Here is a 20,551-nt window from a genome sequence, read left to right as displayed (position 1 = left end):
TTCCGGTCAGCTCGCTCACGGGAGCACCCCCTTCGACTCCAGGGCGTCGGCGACCGCCCCGCGCAGCTCGTCGGCGGTCCGCTCCGGGTCGATGCCGGACGGCGGGGAGAGGATCGCCGACGTCACCGTGGAGATGCTCTGGTACGCCGGAGTGAGCGGCCGGGTCGACGGCTCCTTCAACTCCTCGAGGATCGTCTCCTTCATCGGGTACGCCTCGGCCATCTCCGGGTCGTCGTAGAGCGCCTCGATGGTCGGTGGCACTCCGTCGTTCACCGCGGAGAACTTCTGGTTCTTCTCGTTGCGGATGCACGTGGCCGCCTCGAAGGACTCCTCGGGGTACTTCGAGTAGGCGCTGACCGCCATGTTGACCCCGCCGATGGTGGCCCGGCTCGGCGTCTCCGCGTCCACCCCCGGGTAGCGGGCCCACTTGACCTGCTTGGCCAGATCGGGGTCGGCCTCCTGCAACGCCGGGTAGACGAAGGGCCAGTTGACCTGGAAGGCGCCGTTGCCGGCCTGGAACTCCAGGCGGACCGGATCCTCGGTGGCGTTGCTGAACGACGGGGAGACCACCCCGGAGGTCGCCAGCCGCTTGAGCTGCTCCAGCGCCCGCACCGCGCCGTCGTCCATCACGGCCTTCTCGCCGTCGTCGCTGACGATCTTCCCGCCCGCACTGGCGACCATGGCGTTGTAGAGCACGACCAGGCCCTCGTACTGCGCGCCCATGGTGAGCACCTGGTGCGGCTTGCCCTGCTCCTTCAGCTTCTGGGCCTGCTCGATCATCTCGTCCCAGGTCTTGGGCGGCTGCGGCACCAGGTCGGCGCGGTACCACAGCAGTTGGACGTTGGTGTTCTTCGGCGCGGCGAAGAGCTTGTCCTCGTAGCGGGCCGTCGCCAGCGGGCCCTCCAGGGTGCCCTTCTCGACCTCGGCCCGGTTCTCGCCGGTCCACTCCCGGATCCAGTCCGCGCTGGCGAACTCCTGGGTCCAGGTCACGTCGAGACCGAGCACGTCCATGCCGCTGTCCTGCGCGGCCAGCCGCCGGACCATCTGCACCCGCTGCTCGTCGGCCTGCCGGGGCAGCACCTGGTACGCGATCCGGTACCGGCCCTGCGCCTGCGCGTTGCAGTCGTCGACCACCTTCTGCAGGTTCTGCTCAGGTGGGTAGTACAGGTTGATCGTCGGCGGTCCGCCGTCCCCGCCGGAACTGCATGCGGCGGTCGGTGCCAGCAGCGTCAACGCGGTGGCCACCGCCACCGCGCGGGCCCGTGACCGGCGCCGGGTCCCGGCACCGTCAGGCTCGCTCATCGCCCCTCCCCCTCTTCGTACGGCACACATCCGGGGATGGGAACCGCGCCCCGGCGCGCGGCGAGACGATGCGGGACGGCACCGGTTGCGGATCGGTCCGTCCCGCGGGCGTTTCGTGGCCCCCTCACTGCCCGTAACGTCCCGCGACGAAACCTGGTCGACCCTGGCGCCCCAGTAACCGGACATCCATGGACGAAACATCGGGACTGCGGGGTGATCAGGTGAGGTCTACGCTCGCCCGATGGACGTCACCTTCTTCTTCGACCCGGCCTGCCCACACACCTGGCGCACCTCCCGCTGGCTGGTGACCGTGGGTCAGGCCCGGGATCTGCGGATCGAGTGGCGGGCGTTCAGCCTCGCCATCCTCAACGAGGGGCGGGTCGCCCCACAGTTCGCCGAGGCGCTCGCCGCCGCCAGCCGGGCCCTACGGCTGGTCGAGGCGCTGCGCGCGCAGGGACGCGGCGACGACACCGCCCGCTTCTACGCCGAACTCGGTGCCCGCAGCCACGACGTCGGCAGCCCGCTCGCCGACCGGGCGATCACCGAGGCCGTCGAGGCGGCCGGCCTCCAGGAGGACGCGCCGGCTCTCGACGACGACCGCTGGGACGAGGCGGTACGCGAGTCGCACGCGCTGGCGTACGCCTCGGCGGGACCGGACATCGGCTCCCCGGTGCTGACCCTGCCCGACGCGGAGCGGGGCGTGCACGGACCGATCGTGACCGAGGTGCCCGGCACCGACGAGGCGCTGCTGCTGTGGGACTCCCTGCTGCCGCTGGTGCGGATGCCAGCCTTCCACGAGATCAAGCGAGGCCGGCGGTGACCGCCGCCCCCGGTCGGGCCCCGGCGCGGGCCGACGAGAGCGGGCCGGTGCTCGCCCGGTTCAAGGACCTCTGCCTGGACACCGTCGACCCGCACACGCTCGGTAACTTCTGGGCCCGGATCCTCGGCGGCGGCCTGGTCGACCTCCGCGACGGGGACACCCGGGTCGACGGCCGGCCCGGCCATCCCGGCCCAGAGTCGATCTGGGTGAACCGGGTGCCGGAACCGCGTACCGGCAAGACCCGCGTCCATCTGGACCTGCGGTTGGACCGACCCGACCCGGCCGACCTGCTGGCCGCCGGAGCCCGGCTGGTCCGCGAGCCGGACGCCGAGGTCGGCTGGTGGGTGCTCGCCGACCCTGACGGCAACGAGTTCTGCGCCTTCGCGCCCCGACCGGACCGTACGCCCGCACCCCGGCCGGACCGTACGGCCGCGCCGTTCGAGCCGGACCGTACGCCCGCGCCCCGGCCCGGCAGCACAGCCGGGCCGTTCGAGCTGGTCGTCGACGCCCGGGACGCCATCGCCCAGGCCACCTGGTGGGCCCAGGTGCTCGGCGGCCGGATCGAGCGCGACGCCGACGGGGCCGCCTCGGTGGTCGGCGGGGCCGGCTTCCCCTGGGACTACTGGGTCTTCGCCCCGGTACCCGAGCCGAAGACGGCCAAGAACCGGATGCACTGGGACGTGGAGCTCACCGGCGCCAACTGCACGGCGCTGCTCGACGCCGGCGCGACCCTGCTGCGCGAGCCGGACGACGACATCGACTGGTGGATCCTCACCGACCCGGAGGGGAACGAGTTCTGTGCGTTCCCCCCGCCCCGCTGACGGCCCGCCCTCGCTGACGGCCCGTTCCCGGCCGCCGTTCTCCTCCGTTCCTTCCCGGCCGCCCGTTCGGTGGACGATCGCGGTTCTCCCGTCCCGGGTGCCGTTGGTCGGGCAGGATCCCTCCCGAGGAGGTGCCGCCGTGCAGGAGACCCGGGCTCTCGCCCTGACGTTCGAGGTGAGCGGCCTGCCTCCGGTCCGGACCGAAGCCCTGTCCATCTTCGCCGCCGGCCACCGACAGGCCACCCGGGTACGCGCCCTGCTCGCGGCGGCCTGCGCCGCCGCACAGCGCACCGGCTGGACCGCGCTGACCGGGCCGGTGGAGATCGACCTGACCCTGCGCAGCCCGCCCGGGCACCGCACCTCCGACGCCAGCACCCTGCTCGGCGGGATCTGCGCCGTCCTCGCGGACAAGAAGCGGATCGCCACCATCGGGCTCGCCCACCTGGGCGTACTGGTGGACGTCGCCCTCTACACCGACGACCGGCAGATCCGCCGGCTGTCGTACACCGAGGAGCCGGCGGCGGAGTTCTCCTACCAGGTACGGGTCGCGGAGTTACCACCCGTGGTTTGACCGACGCCCGCGGTGGGGTACCGCGGACGCCGACGAAGGGAGCGTTGATGTCGGAGCCACACGTCACCCTCGACCCGAGGGGACTGGACCCGGTTCAGCAGAAGCTGCGGGGACCGCTGGAGGACCAGCTCACCTCGGCGTTGCGGGCGGCCACCGACCGGGTCCGCGCCGACTACGCGGGCGAGCCGGTCGAGCAGGTCTGCCAACGGCTGCTGGACGAGACCCGCGCCGGGCTGCACCCCGACATCGCCGCCGGGTTCACCCCCGACATGGACGAGTTCTGCCGGGTCGCCGTGGCGATCGTGCGCGGCTACGCCGGTTGACCTCAGGCCCCGAGCGACACGGGCCGAATCCGACACTGGCCAGACGACGGCGCACGCGGCGGCCAGCCGCTCCTGCACCCCTCCAGCGCCAGGCCGGCGAGCGTCGCCCGTTACTTGGCGCCGCCCACCGCGACCGGCCGGCCATCGACGCTCAGCTCCACGGTGACCAACAGTCGAATCTGAAGTTGCATGTCACCGCTCCCCCGTTGAACCTTGAGCGCGCCTTCACCCTAAGCAAGCAGCAAATAGCAAACAAGCCAATAGAAAATGCCTGTCAGTGGCGAATATCAATCAGCTGGCCGGCGTGTCGATGTAACACCACCACTTCGGGAGACGCTTCTGCTCAGGCTCGATCACGGAACTGGCTTCTCACCCTCTCCACCAGGACACCGACGAGCAGGCTGCCCCCGACGAGGTGCAACAACCGCACCCCGGTCGCGCCGAGCTGTCCCGCGGCCGGCAGAAAGGGCAGAACCGCCAGGCCCACGACGAACGACAGGAGCGCCACCAGCCAAAACGGGCCCGTTCGAACCGGCCTCCGTCCCGTGCCCGTCATGAACAGGTCGGGACGCCGCACGATCACCAGAGCGACGACGCCGGCGCCGAGTACGGTGCTGAGCAGATCGGACACCGTCCACCAGGCGATTCCCGTGGCCTCGTACCAGTCGATTCCGAACAAGGCTTGGAGCCAGCCGTCCGTATGGGTCAGCCAGTCCCACCCGAGGTGGCTGGCCGCGCCGACCAGCGCGGACGTGATCATGATCCACCAGGCGTGGCGAACCTGCCCCAAGCCGCCAACGGCCGACCACCTACCCGGCAGATGAGCGGCGACGGCCGGAACTGTCCGACGCACGATCCAGGTGTAGACCAACGCCACGGGAAGACACCACCAGATCAGAGCCGACAGCGAGTGGGTGTCGGGCAGTTCGGCCCGCGTTCCCAGCGCGAGGTACGCGACATCCGGCGCGACGGATCCAGCGGCCAGCGCCACCCCGTCGAACCACCGGGGGAACCAGAGCTTCAGGGGCAGCACCGGAGCGAGATGAGAGGGAAACGTCAACGGCACCGCGGCAGGCTACCCGGACCGAGGCAGCGTTTTCCTCGTCCCTGCCAGCCCACCCGTCGATTCCGCGAACCCTCGCCGTACAACCCGGCAGTGCGCACGCCCAGGCTTGTTGCACACGTGGCGAGTAGTTATCGTCCGCCGCGTGAGTGACACCCCACTGTCCGATGTCATGTCCGAGTACGCGGAAACCAAGGCCCCAGAGAGCTACGAACGCTTTCTCAGTCTCTTCCGGACCTCCACGGTCGGCATCGTGGCCACCGGGGCACCCGTCCACGCCACCGACGGGCATTTTATCGCTGACGGCAACCTTGGTGCGGGCAGGACCACTCACGGCGACGGACGGCCCCGCGTGCTGGCATACGCCGATCCCGAAGCAGCACTACGCAACTTCGGTCCCCGATTCAACGCAGGCGTGTCCGGCGAGGTCCTCCTCCAGATAGCCGCGACCGACCCGGAGTGTGAAGGCATCCTCGTCAACAGCGCCATCCGCGAGATCAGCCTGATTATCGGCAAGCCAACCGCCCAGTCCCCACTGGCCCCAGCCGCCACCGACGCGCCCGACCGCCGGTCCTGGTGGAAGCGCTGGGGCGCATGATGCCGCCCCCGGACGCCCCTGACATGGCTGTGGGCTGGGTTCGGCTGGGCAGATCGCGGGGAAAGGAGTTTCCTCTCGATTACCACCAGTTCATGGAACTGGGTGCACAGCAGCGCGGACATCCTGATGGGTCCGTCTATACCTTGCCTATCGAGGGCTTCCCTGGAGCTCGATCTCACCGGCCCCGGGGAACCCGAAGAACGTTCTCATTTCCGGGAGGGAACGGCCCTGCCACCGGAATGAGGAGAAGAACAAGGGGAGCGTGAAGAGAAAACGGGTGAGGATCGGTCAGGACCGGGTCCGCAACTCCCCGGTCCTGACCTCCAGTCGTCCAGCGTGGCAGCGGTTTCCGCCCGTCAGGCCCGCGGGCGTGGCACGACGCCCGACACCGGGCCCAGTGTGGCGAGCTGACCCCGCATGCACTCAGCTCCACGGTGCTCCATCACCGGACTCCTGGCGCGTCTACCGGCTCACCCCGACGAGCGGGCGACGCGGCCCCAAGACTAGGCAGACCGCGATTCACCGGACAAGACGATCCCGACGGCGGAAAAAGTGAGCAACATCTAGCTCGACAGACGGCATGTCGATGTAACGGTACGGGTCTCCGCGACGCTGCTAGTGATCAGAAAACGGCCTTCCCGAGCGTTTACAGAAATTGCGTGAGGCCGAAAAACGACCCGGATTCCGGGGAACGTCGGCGCGGGACGCCCGCAGGACTCCACGATCGCACGGCCCCGGCGACCGGCCATCGCCGCCCCGGCCGGTTCAGCTGCTCCGACTGGCCCGACGGTCTGCGCACCCCCGGCGCCCACTACGTCTTCAGAAGTGCCGGAGCAGGTCGGGGAAGGCGGTGAGGTGCAGCACCCCGTCGTCGGCCGGGTCCACCTCGTCGTACTCCAGCACCCAGGTGTTGTCATTCGGAATGAACACCGCGTTCATCCCCGCCGCGCGCGCCGGCAGGATGTCCGACTTCGGGGAGTTGCCGATCATCCAGGCCACCGCCGGGTCGAACGGGTGTTCCCGGGCCAGCCGGCGGTACGTGTCGGCGTCCTTCTCCTTCACGATGTGCGCGGCCCGGAAGTGGTGCAGCAGCCCGGAGGCGTCCAGCTTGCGCTGCTGCTCCTCCGGGTCGCCCTTGGTCAGCAGAAGCAGTTCGTGCCGCTCGGCCAGCTCGTCGAGGGTCTCCGCGACGCCGGGCATCAGCTCCACCTCCTGCTCGGCCAGGGCCGCCGCGAGGTCGGCGATCTCCCGGCGCTCCCGCTCGGTGGCCGGGCGCTCCCGCAGCCGCTCCAGGCACTCGGCGAGGCTGCGCAGGAACACCGTGCTGCCGTACCCGTGGGTCACCGTGTTGGCCCGCTCGATGTCGTCGAGGATGCCGCGGATCTCGACCCGGTCGAGGGTGGGATGGTCCACCCAGGCGAGGAAGTCGTCGATGACCCGCTCGAACAGGACGTTGTTCTCCCAGAGCGTGTCGTCGGCGTCGAAGACGAGCACCCTGCCGTGGTGACGCTGCCCCTGATCCACGTTCCACCCCTCCCGTGCGCGGCCCGGAACACCGTACTCGGCGGGACCGACGGGGCTCATCCCGGTTTCCGGGCCGCGCAACGGGTACCGGGTCGGGGAGGACGACGACCCAGGGAGGGGTGACAGAACGTGACAACGATGACAAACCCGATGCTCAGGACGTATCCGGCGGAGATCAACATGGACCGCACCCGGCTGGCTCGGGTGATCGACGAGCTGAACGCCTGCGCCCAGGCCTGCACCGCGTGCGCCGACGCCTGCCTGAGCGAGGCGGCCGTCACCGAGTTGACCAAGTGCATCCGGACTGACCTGGACTGCGCGGACATCTGTACCGCGACGGCCCGGGTGCTGTCCCGACACACCGGCTACGACGCGAACATCACCCGCAGCCTGTTGACGGCCTGCATCACCGCGTGCCGTGCCTGCGGGGACGAGTGCGCCAGCCACGCCGGGATGCACGAACACTGCGCGCTCTGCGCGGAGGCCTGCCGCTCCTGCGAGTCCGCCTGCCGCCAGTTGCTGTCCGAGATCAGCTGACCGCTCCCCGGGTGAGGTGGGTTGGGTTGGGGTGGTAGCAGGGGTCCCCTGTTACCGCATTCTGATGAGGAAGGGTCCCCTGCAACCACCCCAACCAGCCCGCACCACCCCAACCAGCCCGCACCACCCCAACCACCCCGCACCGCGCCGCCTCAGCGGCGCAGGGTGAGGATCAGGTCGGCTACCAGGGCTGTCCAGCCGGTCTGGTGCCACGCGCCGAGTCCCGCGCCGTTGTCGCCGTGGAAGTACTCCGGGAAGGCGATCAGGTCCCGCCAGTCCGGGTGGCTCTGGAAGAGCTGGCAGGCCCCGTAGATCGGTCGCCGGCCCCACCCGTCCCGGGTGAACAGGGCGATCAGCCGGGCGGAGAGGTCGTCGGCGATCTCGTCGAGGGTGTGCTTCACCCCGGAGCCGGTCGGGTACTCCACCTGGAGGTCGTCGCCGAAGAAGGCGGCGTAGTCGCGCAACGCGCTGATCAGCAGGAAGTTCGTCGGCATCCAGATCGGCCCGCGCCAGTTGGAGTTACCGCCGAACAGCCCGCTGGTCGACTCGGCCGGCTCGTAGCCGACGCTGAACTCCTGCCCGCCGAGGGTGACCGAGAACGGCTCGTCCAGATGCGCCCGGGAGAGCGTACGCAGCCCGTACTCGGAGAGGAACTCGTCGGGGTCGAGCATCCGCGCCAGCAACCGGACCACCTGCTCCGGGCCGACCATCGACAGCAGCCGCTGCTGCCCGCCGTCCGGGCCGATCCGGCGCGCGCCGAGCACGTCGGCGTACTCGGGGCGGTTGGTGAGGAACCAGCGCAGCCGGGCGTGCAGTTCCGGCAGGCGGCGCAGGGTACGCGCGGTGAGCCGGGTGGTCGCCGCCAGCGGCAGCAGCCCCACCACGGAGCGCACCTTCAGCGGCACCTTCGTACCGTCGGCCTGCAACAGCACGTCGTAGAAGAACGCGTCCTCGTCGTCCCAGAGCCCCTGGTCGTACGCGGCGGCGGCGATGTAGGCGAAGTGCTCGAAGAACTTCGTGGCGACGTCGACGTACGCCCGGTCCCGCTCGGCGAGCACGATCGCCATGTCCAGCAGGTTCAGCGCGTACATGGCCATCCAGCCGGTGCCGTCGGACTGCTCCAGCACCCCGGCCACCGGCAGCGCCGCCGACCGGTCGAACGGGCCGACGTTGTCCAGCCCGAGGAATCCGCCCTCGAAGACGTTGCTGCCCCGGGTGTCCTTGCGGTTGACCCACCAGGTGAAGTTGAGCAGCAGCTTGTGCAGCACCCGGGCGAGGAACTCGTGGTCGCGGCTCCCGTCGATCTCGAAGACCTTCAACGCCGCCCAGGCGTGCACCGGCGGGTTGACATCACCGAACGCCCACTCGTACGCCGGGATCTGCCCGTTGGGGTGCAGGTACCACTCCCGTAGCAGGAGCAGCAGTTGGTCCTTGGCGAAGCCGGGATCGACCCGGGCGATGCTGACGCAGTGGAACGCCAGGTCCCAGGCGGCGTACCAGGGGTACTCCCACGGGTCCGGCATGGAGATGACGTCGAAGCTGTTCATGTGCCACCAGGCGCTGTTGCGCCCGTGCCGCCGCCCGGCCGGTGGCGGGGTGCCGCCGGGGTCGCCGTCGAGCCACCGCTTCACATCGAAGTGGTAGAACTGCTTGCCCCACATCAGCCCGGCGATGGCCTGCCGGGCCACCAGGGCCTCGTCCTCGCTGGCGGCGGCCGGAATCACGTCGGCGAAGAACCGGTCCGCCTCGAACCGCCGCTGGCGCAGCACCGCGTCGAGGTCGGCCCCCAGGTCGAGGGCCGGGGTTGGGGCGCCAGCCGGCGGCGGCGCGGTCCGGGTCAGCCGCAGCCGGATCTGTCGCTGCCCGCCGGCCGGCACATCCAGTACGTAGTGCAGCGCGCCCTTGGTTCCGGTGCGGTCCGGGTTGACGCTGTCGGCACCGTCGACGACGTGGTCGTTGATGCCGTCCTTCGGGTAGCGGGACCGGCTGGTCAGTCCCCAGAGCCGCTCGGCGTTGCTTTCGTTGTCGCAGAGCAGCGGCGTCGGGTCGCCATCCCCGGCGAGCACGAGCTGGCCGAGCACCCGGTGCTCGCCGATCAGCCGGCTGTCCGTGCCGACCAGGGTGGGCACCCGGTCACTGCCGGGCAACCCCCACGCCCAGGTGTTACGGAACCAGAGGGTGGGCAGCACATGCAGCCGCTCGGCCCGGTCACCCCGGTTGGCGACGGTGATCAGGACGCACAGGTCCGTCGGGCCGGCCTTGGCGTAGTCGACGGTCACCGCCCAGTACCGGTCGTCGTCGAAGATGCCGGTGTCGACCAGCTCGTACTCGGTGTCGTCCCGGCCGCGTAGCGCGTTCTCCGCGACCAGTTCGTCGTACGGGAAGGCAGCCTGCGGGTAGTGGTAGCGCCAGCGCATCCAGGAGTGGGTGGGCGTGGAGTCCTCGTACCACCAGTAGTCCTTGGCGTCCTCGCCGTGGTTGCCGCCGTCCCCACCGAGGCCGAACATCCGCTCCTTGAGGATCGGGTCCCGGCCGTTCCAGAGCGCCAGCGCGAAGCAGAACGTCTGCCGGTCGTCGCAGACGCCCGCCATGCCGTCCTCGCTCCACCGGTACGCTCGGGACCGCGCATGATCGTGAGGAAAGTAGTCCCAGGCCGTACCGTGTTCGCTGTAGTCCTCCCGCACCGTCCCCCAGGCCCGTTCGGACAGATAGGGACCCCATGCGCGCCAGTCCTGCTCGCCGGAGTCGGCCTGCGCCAGGCGGGCCCGCTCGGCGTCGGGGGACGGCGGAAGAGGAGGGGTCACGTCAGTGATCACCCGCACATCTTCGACGCCGCGCGGTCGCTTGACCACCGGGGCCACCGTCGTCGTGGCGTGTAGCACGTCGCTACTGGAGGAAAGTTGATCGACATCGGTTTCGGTCCGCAGGTTTGTGCCGAGCTTACCGGCGGAGCCAGCCGCGAGTGGTTGGTTCCCGACGGTCGGGGCGGCTACGCCATGGGTACGGTCAGCGGTCTGCGTACCCGCCGCTACCACGGGTTGCTGGTGGTGGCCGGCGAAACCCCGGCGTCCCGGCGGGTCGGGCTGGCCAGCCTGGACGCGTCGGTGCTGCTCCCCTCCGGCGCGCAGGTGCGCCTCGGCGCCCACGAGTGGTCCTCCGGCGACGTCGACCCACGCGGATACGAGCTGCTGGAACACTTCGCCCTGGTCGACGGCCTGCCCCGGTGGCGGTGGCGGATCGGGGACACGGTCATCGAGCGGGAGCTGGCCATGCTGCCGGGACGCCCCTGCGTGGCGGTGGTACACCGGCTGGTCTGCGGCGGTCCGGTACGCCTGGAACTGGCGGCGGCATGCACCTGGCGGGACGCCCACGGCGAGCGCCGCGCGGACGGTCCCACGCCCCGGATGGAGCCGGTCGACGGCGGGGCCGTGATCGAGGGCGCGTTCCGCCTCGCCGGCCCGGACTGGACGCCGGAGGGCCAGTGGTGGCTGGGCGTGCACCACCGCGAGGAGGCCGCCCGCGGCCTGCCCGCCGAGGAGGATCTCTGGTACGCGGGCCGGTTCGCCGGGCAGTTGGCGCGTCCCGGTGACACGGTGTCCGTACTGGCCTGGGCCGACCAGCTCGACCAGCAGCCACCGCCGGCGACCGAGGTGGTGGCGACCGCCCGGCGACGCAACCGGCGGGTGGTGGCCGCCGCCCGGCCAGCCGACTCGGTGGAGGCGACGCTGACCCTGGCCGCCGACGCGTTCGTGGTGCGCACCGGCCAGGCTCCGGTCGACGTGGTCGCCGGCTACCCGTGGTTCGGGGCGTGGTCGCGGGACACGATGATCTCGTACGAGGGGCTGTTCCTCTGCACCAACCGGGCCACCGAGGGGCGGGAGCTGCTGCGGTCGTACGCGGCCACGCTGTCGGAGGGGATGCTGGCGAACACCGCCGACACCGGGCGGGTGGAGTACAACACCGTCGACGCGACGCTATGGTTCCTGCACGCGGTGAGCCGGCACGTCACCGTCACCGGGGACACCGACCTCGGGGACGAGTTGTTGCCGGCGCTGCGCGGCGTGGTCGACGCGCACCTGGCCGGCACCCGGTACGGCATCGCGGTCGACCCGGCCGACGGGCTGCTCACCCAGGGCGGCACCCCGGGAACGGCGCTGACCTGGATGGACGCCCGGGTGTACGGGGTGCCGGTGACCCCACGCGTCGGCAAGCCGGTCGAGATCAACGCGCTGTGGATCAACGGGCTGGCCGGGCTCGCCGAGTTGACCGAGCTGGCCGGGCAGGACGCCGGGGAGCTGGCCCGGCTGCACGACCGGGCGGTGACCGCGTTCCGGAAGCGGTTCCCCGCCCCGACGGGCTGGTTGTACGACGTGGTGGACGGGCCCGCCCCGGCGTACCCGCTTGGCGGCTCACCGCACCACGACGACGACCTGCTCCGCCCGAACCAGTTGCTCGCCTGGTCGCTGCCGTACGCGCCGCTGGAGCCGGACGAGGCGACGCTGCGCCGGGTGGCGGCCGGGCTGCTCTCCCCGCTCGGTCCGCGCAGCCTCTCCCCCGACTCCCCCGGCTTCACCGGCCGGCACCGGGGCTCGCCGGCCGAGCGGGACGGCGGATACCACCAGGGCACGGTCTGGCCGTGGCTGCTCGGCCCGTACGTGGACGCCTGCCGGCGGGGCAAGCTCCCCGTCGACGAGCTGTTCACCGGCATCGAGGCCCACCTGACCGAGTACGGCCTGGGGTCGGTGAGCGAGACGGCGGACGGCCTGCCGCCGCACGGGGCGACCGGCTGCCCGTTCCAGGCGTGGTCGGTCGCCGAACTGCTGCGCTGCCGTCGTACCCGATAGACCGCTGTACCGAGCCGCCCGGCCGTCTCCGGGCGGCGGTGATCGACTGCTTTACACAGCCGCAACGGTGACGTCGCCGCCGGTTATCGAGCCGGCGGCAGGATTGGCCCCGACCAGGACGCGGCGACGGGAATCCGGGCAGCGGAGGCCGTCGCCGCGCGGGGGACAACTCCAAGGGGGACGCATGTCACCGGACGCCGACGTGATCGACATCCACCCCGTCCGGCACCAGCGGGTGCTGATGCTCTCCTGGGAGTACCCGCCGGTGCTCGTCGGTGGACTCGGCCGGCACGTGCACGCCCTCTCCGTCGCCCTGGCCGCCGCCGGCCACGAGGTCACCGTGGTCACCCGGCACATCGAGGGCGCGCCCCTCGAGGAGTACGCCGACGGCGTACGGATCCTGCGCGCTCCCGAGGACCCGGTGACGTTCCCCCTGGCCACCCCGGCCCTGCTCGCCTGGACCATGGCGTTCAACCACACGCTCACCCGCACCGCGCTGCGCGCCGCCGAGTCCGGCGAGTACGACGTGGTGCACGCCCACGACTGGCTGGTCGCGCACGCCGCCGTCACCATCAGCGAGCACCTCGATCTGCCCCTGGTCACCACCATCCACGCCACCGAGGCCGGCCGGCACCAGGGCTGGCTGCCGGACGAAATGAACCGCACCATCCATGGCGTCGAGCACTGGGTCAGCAACTCCTCCACCCGCGTCATCGCCTGCTCGGGCTACATGCGCGACCAGGTCGCCACCCTGTTCGACGTGCCCGCCGCACGGGTCGACGTGGTACCCAACGGAGTGGACGACCGGGCCTGGCAGGCCCGCCCCCGGGAGGTCGCCGTCGCCCGCGCCCGGTTCGCCGCCGACGGTCCCCTGGTCGGGTACGCCGGCCGGCTGGTCTACGAGAAGGGCGTGCAGCACCTCGTGGAGGCCGTACCGCAGCTGCGCCGCCGGCACCCCGGGCTGCGCGTGGTGATCGCCGGGGACGGCCCGTACCGGCACGAGTTGCAGGCCCGGGTGCACGGCCTGGGGCTGGCGGAGACAATCCGGTTCACCGGTTTCCTCGACGAGTCCCGGCTCCCGGCGCTGCTCGGGGCCACCGACGCCACTGTGGTGCCCAGCCTCTACGAGCCGTTCGGCATGATCGCCCTCGAGGCGGCGGCGGCCGGCGCACCGCTGGCGGTCGCCGCGACCGGTGGCCTCGCCGAGATCGTCGAGCCCGGGGTGACCGGGGTGACCTTCCCGCACAGCGACCCGGATGCCCTGGCCGGCGCGGTCGACCAGATCGTCAGCGACGAGGTCTTCGCCCGCCGGGTCGCCCGCCACGCCCGCACCATGGTCAGCGAGCGGTACGCCTGGACCACCATCGCCACGTCCACCGCCGCCAGCTACGCCACCGCCCGCCGCGAACACCTGCCCCTGCGGACGCGCCAGGCGGCTGTTTCCCTGGCCGGCGGACGGCCGAAGATCGCCATCCCGGAAGGGCGGCTGCTGGCTGTATGACCATCGCTGCTCAGCACTCCGGCGCCTCCTGACCACGCCGGACGAACTCGTCGGCGGAGACGATCTCCCACGACTCGGCGCCGCCGTCGACCATGACGCCACCCGGAACGAGCGCGGCCAGGTCGCCGAGGCGGAAGTACAGCGGCTCCAGGTTGAAGCTGTTCCTGTCTTCGACTGCGAAGATCCGAAAAGCGGTGTCCGGGTGGTGGGCCAGTTCGGGTGGGAAGTCGACCAGCGGCAGCATGGCCGGCCGGGTCGCCCCCTGCGGCACGGCATACTTCGATCGGCGGGAAAGCACGAGGGACAGGTCCGGCGGCCCGCTCGGGCTGGCTGACGCCGTCTCCGGCGGTAGGTAGTCGAGGAGAACGGTGTCGGGTGGTTGCTTCGTGCACCAGGCCAGCACGGCGAGCAGTTGCCCGTTCTCGTCCACGGACAACCCGGTGACGCCCTTGGTCGACGGCGAGCAGGCGGTCAGCCCGACGAGGGCGAGCACGGCGACCGCCGCCAGTGACACGACCCGCCGCCCTACGGCCAGCATCTGTCCCGACATACGCCGATGGCGCCAACCCGGTACGCCGAAAGCCACGCTCTGGTCCGGCAGCCAACGGAACTACGGCGCGGGGATGCCGTCGACCGCGCCCCTGTTGCCACCACCGGCGGTCCCCGGCGGTGGCAACAGGGGCGATGTCAGCCTGCGCGCCGCAGGCGCCAGAGCATCCCGTCGAGGTCCTGGAGGAAGAGGTCGTGGCGGAAGAAGTGCCCGCCGGGAGCCTCCCGCCACTCGTGTGGGATGCCGGCCTGGGCCAGGGCGGCCCGGAACTCCCGCTGGCCGGCGAGCACCTGCGTCTCGTTGGCGTAGTCGAACCAGTTGATCGGGTCCGGCGACGTGCCAGCGACAAGGAAGATCCGCTTGTTGTGGTAGCTGGGGATCCGCTGGACGGGGTTGTCCGCGCTGACCCGGGCCTCGTCCCAGAAGGGCGCGCCGTAGACCGTGCCGCCCCGAGGTCCATCGCGGCCGAGGTGGTGTTGGCCCAGTGCACCACCATACCGAGGTCGCGGCGCAGGCTGGCCGGACCGGAGTGGGAGCTGACCGAGCAGAAGTGGCCGTAGTACTTCGCGGCATACTTCAGGGCACCGAATCCGCCCATCGAGAAGCCGGCCACCGCGCGACCGTTGTACTCGGCGAAGGTGCGGAAGTTCGAGTCGATCCAGGGCAGGAGCTGGGCGATGTGGAAGGTCTCCCAGTTGCGGGGGCCGGTGTTGCTGCGCACCGGGTTCGAGTACCAGCCGGTCGAGGCGTCCGGCATGACAACGATGATCTCCCGCCCGGCGGTGAGGTTGATGATGTTCTCGTGCAGGTGGAAGGTGCGGAAGTCGGCCGCTCCGCCGTGCAGCAGGTAGAGCACCGGGTAACGCTTGCCGCTGGTGTGGTAGCCGTCCGGCAGCAGGACGTTGACGGCAGGGTCCCAGGCGATCGCGTCGGTGGCGAACCGGTAGTACTGCAACCGGCCGCCGTTCTCGTTGCGGCCGACGATGTGCAGGCCGTGGCCGTCCACCGCCGCCGCGCTCGCCGCCGACGACCCGAGGAAGGGGCCGGCCAGCGCTCCGGCCGCGGTGACCCCCGCCGCGCCGGCCAGGAGTCGACGGCGGTTCACCCGTCGGTGGGCCACACTGTCGTCGGTCATGGATTCCTCCCTGGAACTGACGGGGCTTCTCGCCGCGCGGCCACGCTGCCGCCAGCGGTCAGGGCCCTCGGAGCCGCCTCACCGAACGCGCAGGCGGTCCTGCGAAACCATCGACCACCCGACCAAGGTAAGCGAAGTTGATCGATGTTTGGCTAAAACCTAAGGCCAGCCGGGGTGGGCCGTCAACCCGGGTCGGAGATCAGTCCGGGCCGGACGGCGCTACTGGCAACGAACGAGAACCCGACAGCCACAATGTCGGCCGGGTGCCGTAACTTGGCGATCACGATCTCCGGGGAGGACGACCGACATGATGGGACCGTCGCACGCGCTGTCCGGCGCGGCGGTGTGGCTGACCGGTTCGTTGGCGATGCAGCACTTCGCCGGCTACCACCAGTCCACGCTGGAGCTGGCCGTCGGCACGGCGGTCTGCGCGGGCGGTGCGCTCTTCCCCGACCTCGACCTCTCCGGCAAGGTGACCCGCAACCAGGGCGGTGCCACGGTCGCCCGGACGTTCGGCGTCTTCTCGCTCTTCCTGGCCGAGGTGATCGAGAAGGTGTCGCTCGGCGTCTACTACGCCACCAAGCTCAGCCGGGACCCGAAGCGCAACAACGGGCACCGGACGCTGACCCACACCCTCCCGTTCACCGCGCTGGTCGGCTGGGGCACCACGGCGCTCTGCACCGCGTACGGCAAGTGGGCCGTGGTCGGCATCCTGTTCTTCATGATCGGCCTGGCGCTGCGCGGCCTGTTCGACCGCTGGGCGGAGCGGGCCGGCTGGGTGATCGTCACGCTGACCTCGGCCGCCGCCGCCTGGTACACCTTCGCGAACCTGCCGGGTGACCGGGGCTATCCGATGATCGGGCTCGCCATGGGGGTGGGCTGCTTCGTGCACATCATCGGCGACATGATCACCAAGGCCGGGGTGCCGATCCTCTGGCCCATCCCAATCAAGCGCCGAATGTGGACGCCGATCGGCCTGCCGAACAGCATCGCGCTGCGCGCCGGCAGCAAGACCGAGGTCGTGGTGGTCCGTTCGGTGCTCACCGTGGTCTCCGTCCTCGCCGCCATCGGCCTGGTCGCACCCTCCGTGCTGGAGCGCTTCACCACGGAGGTCTGAGCCGCCCTGCCCGGCCGCCCGGACGCGCAACGGACGCGCACCGATTTTCGCTCAGGCAGGGCAGCCGCAGCTCTGTCGGATCACCAGCTCGGTGTCCAGCTGCACGGTACGCGGCGACACCCGGGCGCCACCGATCTGATCGAAGAGCAGCCGCCCGGCGGCGGCCCCGAGCTGGCGCATCGGCTGACGTACCGTGGTCAGGCGCGGCGACAGGTGCGCGGCGAGGGTCACGTCGTCCCAGCCGGTGACCGCGAGGTCCTCGCCCACGGTCCGCCCGAGCTCGGCGGCGGCCCGGTACACCCCGGAGGCGAGTTCGTCGTTGGCGCAGACCACCGCGTCCACCTCCGGATCACGGAGAACCTCCAGACCCGCCAGGTAACCGCTCTCCGGTTCGAGGCGGTCGCAGGCCAGCGGCCCGTCGACCAACGCCACGCCCGCGTCGGTGTGCGCCCGGACGAACCCGGTCCACCGCTCCCACACGTCCGGGGTGCCCTCCGGGTCCCCGACGAAGCGCAGCCGCCGCCGTCCGTGGTCGAACAGGTGCCGGGTCAGCGTCTCCGCCGCCTCGACGTTCTCGCACACCAGCGTGGTGACGGCAGGCAACGCCGGGCGGGCCACCAGCACCAGCGGCACCTGCGCGGCCAACTCGTGGAGGATCTCCTCCGGGAAGCTCTCCCCCATCACGACCAGCCCGTCGATCCGGGACGCGAGCTCCCGGACCAGGCGCTCGGACGCGGCCCGGCCGTGGGTGGCCAGCACCATGACCACGCTGTCCCGCCCGACCACCTCCGACTCGAACCCGGCGACGACCTGGGCGTAGTAGGGGCCGGCGAGGTCGGGCATGACGATCGCCACCGCGTCGTGCGCGTCCCCGGCGAGGGTCTGCGCGGCCCGACTCGGCCACCAGTTCAGGGTCCGGGCGGCGGCCAGAACCCGCTGTCGGGTCTCCGGCGCCACCGGCTCGTCGGGGCGCAGGGCCCGGGAGACCGTGGCGATCGATACACCCGCGAGATCCGCCACCTGGTAGACGGTCGGGCGACGACGGTTCGCGCCGTCTGGCCGTCCGCTCGCCCGGTTGTCCGGTTTCGTCACCCACCACTCCGCGTCCTCGACGTGCTCGACGATCCAGGCTACGGTCCGGTCGGATCCGCCCTGGTCAGCCACCCCGGTCCGCCGTGTCCTGGGCCACCGGTGCCGGACGCCCCGGCCGACGACAGCCCGGGAAGAGGCCGGCCGGGCCGACGGCGGCCCGGGAAGAGGCCGGCCCGGCCGACGGCGGCCCCCGGCCGACGGCAAGCCCGGGGAGAGGCCGGCAGCACGTCCCGTTCCTCTCCCCGTGGCGGTGCGCGTCAGTTCCCGGCGGGTACGGCGAACTCCTCGATCCCGAGCAACGGGCGGAGTCGTTCGGCCGTCCGGCCCGTGGCGAAGCGGCGTCGCAGCGTGTCCCCGGCGAGCAGGTTGCCCAGCGCGCCCAGCACCATCCCCTGGTCGAGGGCGAGGTGGCGGTGGGCCACCGTACCGCTGCGCACCGCCACCGCGTCGTGGAAGCCACCGGGGCCGTAGCAGTCGAAGTCGGCGCGGAGCCGGGCGAGCTGGTCGACCGCCTCGTCCGGGGCGTACGGCAGGGCGAGGAAGACCGCGTGCGGGGTCACCACACCGTCGCCGTAGCTGGTGGGGAGCGGGTCGGCGGGCCGGCACCCGTCGAAGCCGAGGTTGACCCGGGTACGTTCCTGGTCGCTGGTGTAGCCGTCGGTGTCCAGGCCCATCGGGTCGACGCCGTACTCGCGGTAGCCGCCGGCCGGGTTCGACGACGGCGAGAAGCCCCAGTGGCCGTACCCGGCCTCGTGTAGGCCGTGGTCGATCTGGCCGCGTACGAACACCGGGTGGTTGCGGCCCCAACTGTCCGGGGCCCACCGCGCCTCGGGGACGAGCAGGTCCGGCATCAGCGCCTCGAACATGGAGCCGCCCCAGGTCGGCACGTACTGCCGGCCCCGGTGCCGGTATGCGCCCTCGAAGACCCGGATGCCGAGGTGTTCGACGTACTCGCCGACCGGTTTCATCTCCTGCCAGGACCAGTCGCAGTTCGGCTCGAAGGTGCGCCACATGGCGAAGTAGTGCTCGCGGGGCACCTGGCCGAGGGCGATCGCGACGTAGCTGATGATCCGGGTCTCGCTGTGGAGCGTGCCGTAGTGGTGGCCGGTGTACCAGACGTTCGGGCCGCGTCCCCGGTAGTTGTCCTCCACCCCGCCGTTCGGCGGGCGTTCCGGCCAGAAACCGCCGCGCATCAGGCCGGCGCCGAAGTCGGCGCCCCGGGCGTTGGCGTCGTAGTAGAAACCGAAGTCCATTTCGGCCAGGATCCGCCCGGCCGACGCGGCCAGCGCCGGGTCGTCGTTGCCGACGACCATCAGCGCGGCGGCCAGCCAGGCGTTGTCGACGCTGGACAGGAACGGGTACACCGGCGAGCCGTCGATCGGCCAGCTCCGCAGCAGGCGGCCGTCGGCCGGGTCGTACCAGTTGTAGAACATGCCGGAGTACGGGTGCCGCTCCAGCCGGGACAGCGTGTCCAGGGCCGTCCGGATGTACCGGCGGGCCTCACCCCGGGAGATCACGCCCAGTTCCCGGGCGGAGATGGCCGACCAGATGAGGCAGCCGACGTTCGTCGGCGAGGTGTACCGGGACCGGGTCGCCGCAGCCAGGTCGGCTTCGATGTTGTCGGCGACCAGGCCGGTGCCCGGGTCCACCATGGCGGTCATCGAGCGCCAGGTGTCGGCCGCGTACCGCAGCAGCAGTCGCCGGTCGGCGTCGGCGAGCGGACCGACGGGACCGCCGTCCGGGGCCGCGCCTGCCCCGGACGGGACGAGCAGTGCCGCCGACGCGCCGGCGGCCAGCGTCAGCACGGACCTGCGTTTCATCGGGAACCTCCTGCGGATGTGGGGGTCACTTGAGACCGGTGGTGGCGATGCCCCGTACGAAGTGGCGTTGCAGGACCAGGAAGACGAGCAGGATCGGCAGCACCACGACGACCGAACCGGCCAGCAGCAGCCCGTACCGGGCCTCGTTCTGCCCGACGCTGTAGAGCGCGAGCGCCACCGGCAGGGTGTACTTGTCCTCGGTGGTGGCGACCGCGAGCGGCCAGAGGAAGTTGTTCCAGGAGCCGAGGAAGGTGAGGATCCCGACGGTGGCCATGGCCGGTCGGGACAGCGGCAGCACAATCCGCCAGAAGATCCGCCACTCGCCGGCCCCGTCGATCCGCGCCGACTCCAACAGTTCGTCGGGTACGGAGAGCATGAACTGCCGCATCAGGAAGACGTTGATCGCCTGGGCGATGTTCGGCAGCACCAGGCCCGCGTACGTGTTGACCAGGCCGAGGTTGCTGACCAGGACGAAGACCGGGATGAACCAGACCACCGGCGGCACCATGATCGTCCCGATCACGGCGGCGAAGAGGCCGCGCCGGCCCCGGAACGGCAACTTGGCCAGGGCGTACCCGGTGGCCGCGCAGATCAGGACGTTGCCGACGGTCACCAGGGTCGCGACGACCGCCGAGTTGGTGAAGTACTGCGGGAAGTCCATCCGGCCGAACAGTTCCCGGTAGTTCTCCAGCGTGGCCGCCTCGGGCCACCAGGTCGGCGGCACCCGGCGGACCTCGCCCTCGGGCTTGATCGACGAGACCAGCATCCACAGGAACGGGCCGACCATCAGCAGCAGGCCGGCGCCGAGCAGCAGGTGCAGGACGGTCGACGCGACCCGGTCGCGGGAACGGCGGGTACGGCGCGTCGCCGGGGCGGGCCGGTGCTCGGCTGGCCGTACGGTGGCGTCGTCGATCGCGGGGGTGGCCATGCGCC

At 71.2% G+C, this 20,551-nt stretch carries 17 protein-coding genes and 1 pseudogene; 9 read left to right on the top strand and 9 right to left on the bottom strand.

What is annotated here, in order from left to right:
- Nucleotides 1–15 precede the first annotated feature (15 nt).
- Entirely contained in the window at nucleotides 16–1,302 is a 1,287-nt protein-coding gene (locus tag GA0074692_RS03465; RefSeq protein ID WP_091639265.1) for an ABC transporter substrate-binding protein, read from the bottom strand.
- Nucleotides 1,303–1,543: 241 nt separating this feature from the next.
- Between GA0074692_RS03465 and GA0074692_RS03460 the strand changes: the two genes are divergently transcribed.
- The 4 genes from GA0074692_RS03460 (at nucleotide 1,544) to GA0074692_RS03445 (ending at nucleotide 3,837) form a co-directional block, all read left to right on the top strand.
- Nucleotides 1,544–2,122, top strand: a complete 579-nt coding sequence (locus GA0074692_RS03460; RefSeq protein ID WP_091639263.1) for a DsbA family protein — start codon at nucleotides 1,544–1,546, stop codon at nucleotides 2,120–2,122.
- Nucleotides 2,119–2,943 (top strand): VOC family protein, encoded by an 825-nt coding sequence (locus GA0074692_RS03455; RefSeq protein WP_218106538.1) that lies wholly within the window; start codon nucleotides 2,119–2,121, stop codon nucleotides 2,941–2,943. The genes GA0074692_RS03460 and GA0074692_RS03455 overlap by 4 nt, the downstream gene beginning before the upstream one ends.
- A gap of 139 nt (nucleotides 2,944–3,082) precedes the next feature.
- Nucleotides 3,083–3,514, top strand: coding sequence for a RusA family crossover junction endodeoxyribonuclease (locus GA0074692_RS03450; protein WP_091639261.1), 432 nt, complete (start codon nucleotides 3,083–3,085; stop codon nucleotides 3,512–3,514).
- Nucleotides 3,515–3,561: 47 nt separating this feature from the next.
- Complete coding sequence (locus GA0074692_RS03445) at nucleotides 3,562–3,837, top strand: hypothetical protein (RefSeq protein WP_091639259.1); 276 nt, start codon at nucleotides 3,562–3,564, stop codon at nucleotides 3,835–3,837.
- 343 nt (nucleotides 3,838–4,180) lie between these two features.
- Here the strand turns inward: GA0074692_RS03445 and GA0074692_RS03440 are convergent, their stop codons facing one another.
- On the bottom strand, nucleotides 4,181–4,903 hold the full coding sequence (locus tag GA0074692_RS03440; protein WP_091639258.1) for a DUF4184 family protein: 723 nt from the start codon (nucleotides 4,901–4,903) through the stop codon (nucleotides 4,181–4,183).
- A gap of 142 nt (nucleotides 4,904–5,045) precedes the next feature.
- Between GA0074692_RS03440 and GA0074692_RS03435 the strand changes: the two genes are divergently transcribed.
- Entirely contained in the window at nucleotides 5,046–5,498 is a 453-nt protein-coding gene (locus tag GA0074692_RS03435) for a hypothetical protein (RefSeq protein ID WP_218106535.1), read from the top strand.
- 819 nt (nucleotides 5,499–6,317) lie between these two features.
- Here GA0074692_RS03435 and GA0074692_RS03430 read toward each other — a convergent pair.
- Nucleotides 6,318–6,992: an HAD family hydrolase gene (locus GA0074692_RS03430; RefSeq protein ID WP_245730592.1), complete on the bottom strand. Its 675-nt coding sequence runs from the start codon at nucleotides 6,990–6,992 to the stop codon at nucleotides 6,318–6,320.
- A 168-nt stretch (nucleotides 6,993–7,160) separates the two neighbouring features.
- Here GA0074692_RS03430 and GA0074692_RS03425 point away from each other — a divergent pair, with 168 nt between their 5' ends.
- A complete protein-coding gene (locus tag GA0074692_RS03425) occupies nucleotides 7,161–7,559 on the top strand; it encodes a four-helix bundle copper-binding protein (protein WP_091639255.1) in 399 nt (132 codons plus the stop codon).
- A 152-nt stretch (nucleotides 7,560–7,711) separates the two neighbouring features.
- On the opposite strand, the gene GA0074692_RS03420 is transcribed toward GA0074692_RS03425, so the two are convergent.
- Nucleotides 7,712–10,375: an MGH1-like glycoside hydrolase domain-containing protein gene (locus GA0074692_RS03420; RefSeq protein ID WP_245730100.1), complete on the bottom strand. Its 2,664-nt coding sequence runs from the start codon at nucleotides 10,373–10,375 to the stop codon at nucleotides 7,712–7,714.
- A gap of 84 nt (nucleotides 10,376–10,459) precedes the next feature.
- On the opposite strand from GA0074692_RS03420, the gene GA0074692_RS03415 reads away from it, so the two are divergent.
- Both GA0074692_RS03415 and GA0074692_RS03410 read left to right on the top strand, forming a co-directional pair.
- Nucleotides 10,460–12,403, top strand: a complete 1,944-nt coding sequence (locus GA0074692_RS03415) for an amylo-alpha-1,6-glucosidase (RefSeq protein WP_091639254.1) — start codon at nucleotides 10,460–10,462, stop codon at nucleotides 12,401–12,403.
- Between the two features lie 184 nt (nucleotides 12,404–12,587).
- The gene (locus tag GA0074692_RS03410; protein WP_091639252.1) at nucleotides 12,588–13,904 is read left to right on the top strand and encodes a glycosyltransferase family 4 protein; all 1,317 of its coding nucleotides are present in this window, start codon (nucleotides 12,588–12,590) and stop codon (nucleotides 13,902–13,904) included.
- Nucleotides 13,905–13,914: 10 nt separating this feature from the next.
- Here GA0074692_RS03410 and GA0074692_RS03405 read toward each other — a convergent pair whose 3' ends face one another.
- Both GA0074692_RS03405 and GA0074692_RS03400 read right to left on the bottom strand, forming a co-directional pair.
- On the bottom strand, nucleotides 13,915–14,454 hold the full coding sequence (locus GA0074692_RS03405; protein ID WP_176738269.1) for a hypothetical protein: 540 nt from the start codon (nucleotides 14,452–14,454) through the stop codon (nucleotides 13,915–13,917).
- A 137-nt stretch (nucleotides 14,455–14,591) separates the two neighbouring features.
- Nucleotides 14,592–15,589: pseudogene (locus GA0074692_RS03400) on the bottom strand (alpha/beta hydrolase).
- A gap of 307 nt (nucleotides 15,590–15,896) precedes the next feature.
- Here GA0074692_RS03400 and GA0074692_RS03395 point away from each other — a divergent pair.
- A complete protein-coding gene (locus tag GA0074692_RS03395; protein ID WP_091639247.1) occupies nucleotides 15,897–16,706 on the top strand; it encodes a metal-dependent hydrolase in 810 nt (269 codons plus the stop codon).
- Nucleotides 16,707–16,757: 51 nt separating this feature from the next.
- On the opposite strand, the gene GA0074692_RS03390 is transcribed toward GA0074692_RS03395, so the two are convergent.
- The 3 genes from GA0074692_RS03390 to GA0074692_RS03380 all read right to left on the bottom strand — a co-directional run bounded on the left by GA0074692_RS03390 (nucleotide 16,758) and on the right by GA0074692_RS03380 (nucleotide 20,546).
- Nucleotides 16,758–17,870: a LacI family DNA-binding transcriptional regulator gene (locus GA0074692_RS03390; RefSeq protein WP_176738268.1), complete on the bottom strand. Its 1,113-nt coding sequence runs from the start codon at nucleotides 17,868–17,870 to the stop codon at nucleotides 16,758–16,760.
- 185 nt (nucleotides 17,871–18,055) lie between these two features.
- On the bottom strand, nucleotides 18,056–19,618 hold the full coding sequence (locus GA0074692_RS03385) for a glucoamylase family protein (protein WP_091639242.1): 1,563 nt from the start codon (nucleotides 19,616–19,618) through the stop codon (nucleotides 18,056–18,058).
- A gap of 25 nt (nucleotides 19,619–19,643) precedes the next feature.
- Nucleotides 19,644–20,546, bottom strand: coding sequence for a carbohydrate ABC transporter permease (locus tag GA0074692_RS03380; RefSeq protein WP_091639239.1), 903 nt, complete (start codon nucleotides 20,544–20,546; stop codon nucleotides 19,644–19,646).
- Nucleotides 20,547–20,551: the final 5 nt, after the last annotated feature.

It is taken from the genome of Micromonospora pallida (genome assembly GCF_900090325.1).
Classification (GTDB): domain Bacteria; phylum Actinomycetota; class Actinomycetes; order Mycobacteriales; family Micromonosporaceae; genus Micromonospora; species Micromonospora pallida.
Note: the sequence above shows the minus strand (reverse complement) of the source record. Positions and strands in the feature narration are given on the sequence as shown.

Excerpts from the sequence above, each read along its gene's own strand:
- GA0074692_RS03425 (WP_091639255.1), top strand. The coding sequence starts at position 7,161 with ATGACAAACCCGATGCTCAGGACGTATCCGGCGGAGATCAACATGGAC.
- GA0074692_RS03380 (WP_091639239.1), bottom strand. The coding sequence starts at position 20,546 with ATGGCCACCCCCGCGATCGACGACGCCACCGTACGGCCAGCCGAGCAC.
- GA0074692_RS03405 (WP_176738269.1), bottom strand. The coding sequence starts at position 14,454 with ATGTCGGGACAGATGCTGGCCGTAGGGCGGCGGGTCGTGTCACTGGCG.
- GA0074692_RS03465 (WP_091639265.1), bottom strand. The coding sequence starts at position 1,302 with ATGAGCGAGCCTGACGGTGCCGGGACCCGGCGCCGGTCACGGGCCCGC.
- GA0074692_RS03460 (WP_091639263.1), top strand. The coding sequence starts at position 1,544 with ATGGACGTCACCTTCTTCTTCGACCCGGCCTGCCCACACACCTGGCGC.
- GA0074692_RS03410 (WP_091639252.1), top strand. The coding sequence starts at position 12,588 with ATGTCACCGGACGCCGACGTGATCGACATCCACCCCGTCCGGCACCAG.
- GA0074692_RS03395 (WP_091639247.1), top strand. The coding sequence starts at position 15,897 with ATGATGGGACCGTCGCACGCGCTGTCCGGCGCGGCGGTGTGGCTGACC.
- GA0074692_RS03445 (WP_091639259.1), top strand. The coding sequence starts at position 3,562 with ATGTCGGAGCCACACGTCACCCTCGACCCGAGGGGACTGGACCCGGTT.
- GA0074692_RS03385 (WP_091639242.1), bottom strand. The coding sequence starts at position 19,618 with ATGAAACGCAGGTCCGTGCTGACGCTGGCCGCCGGCGCGTCGGCGGCA.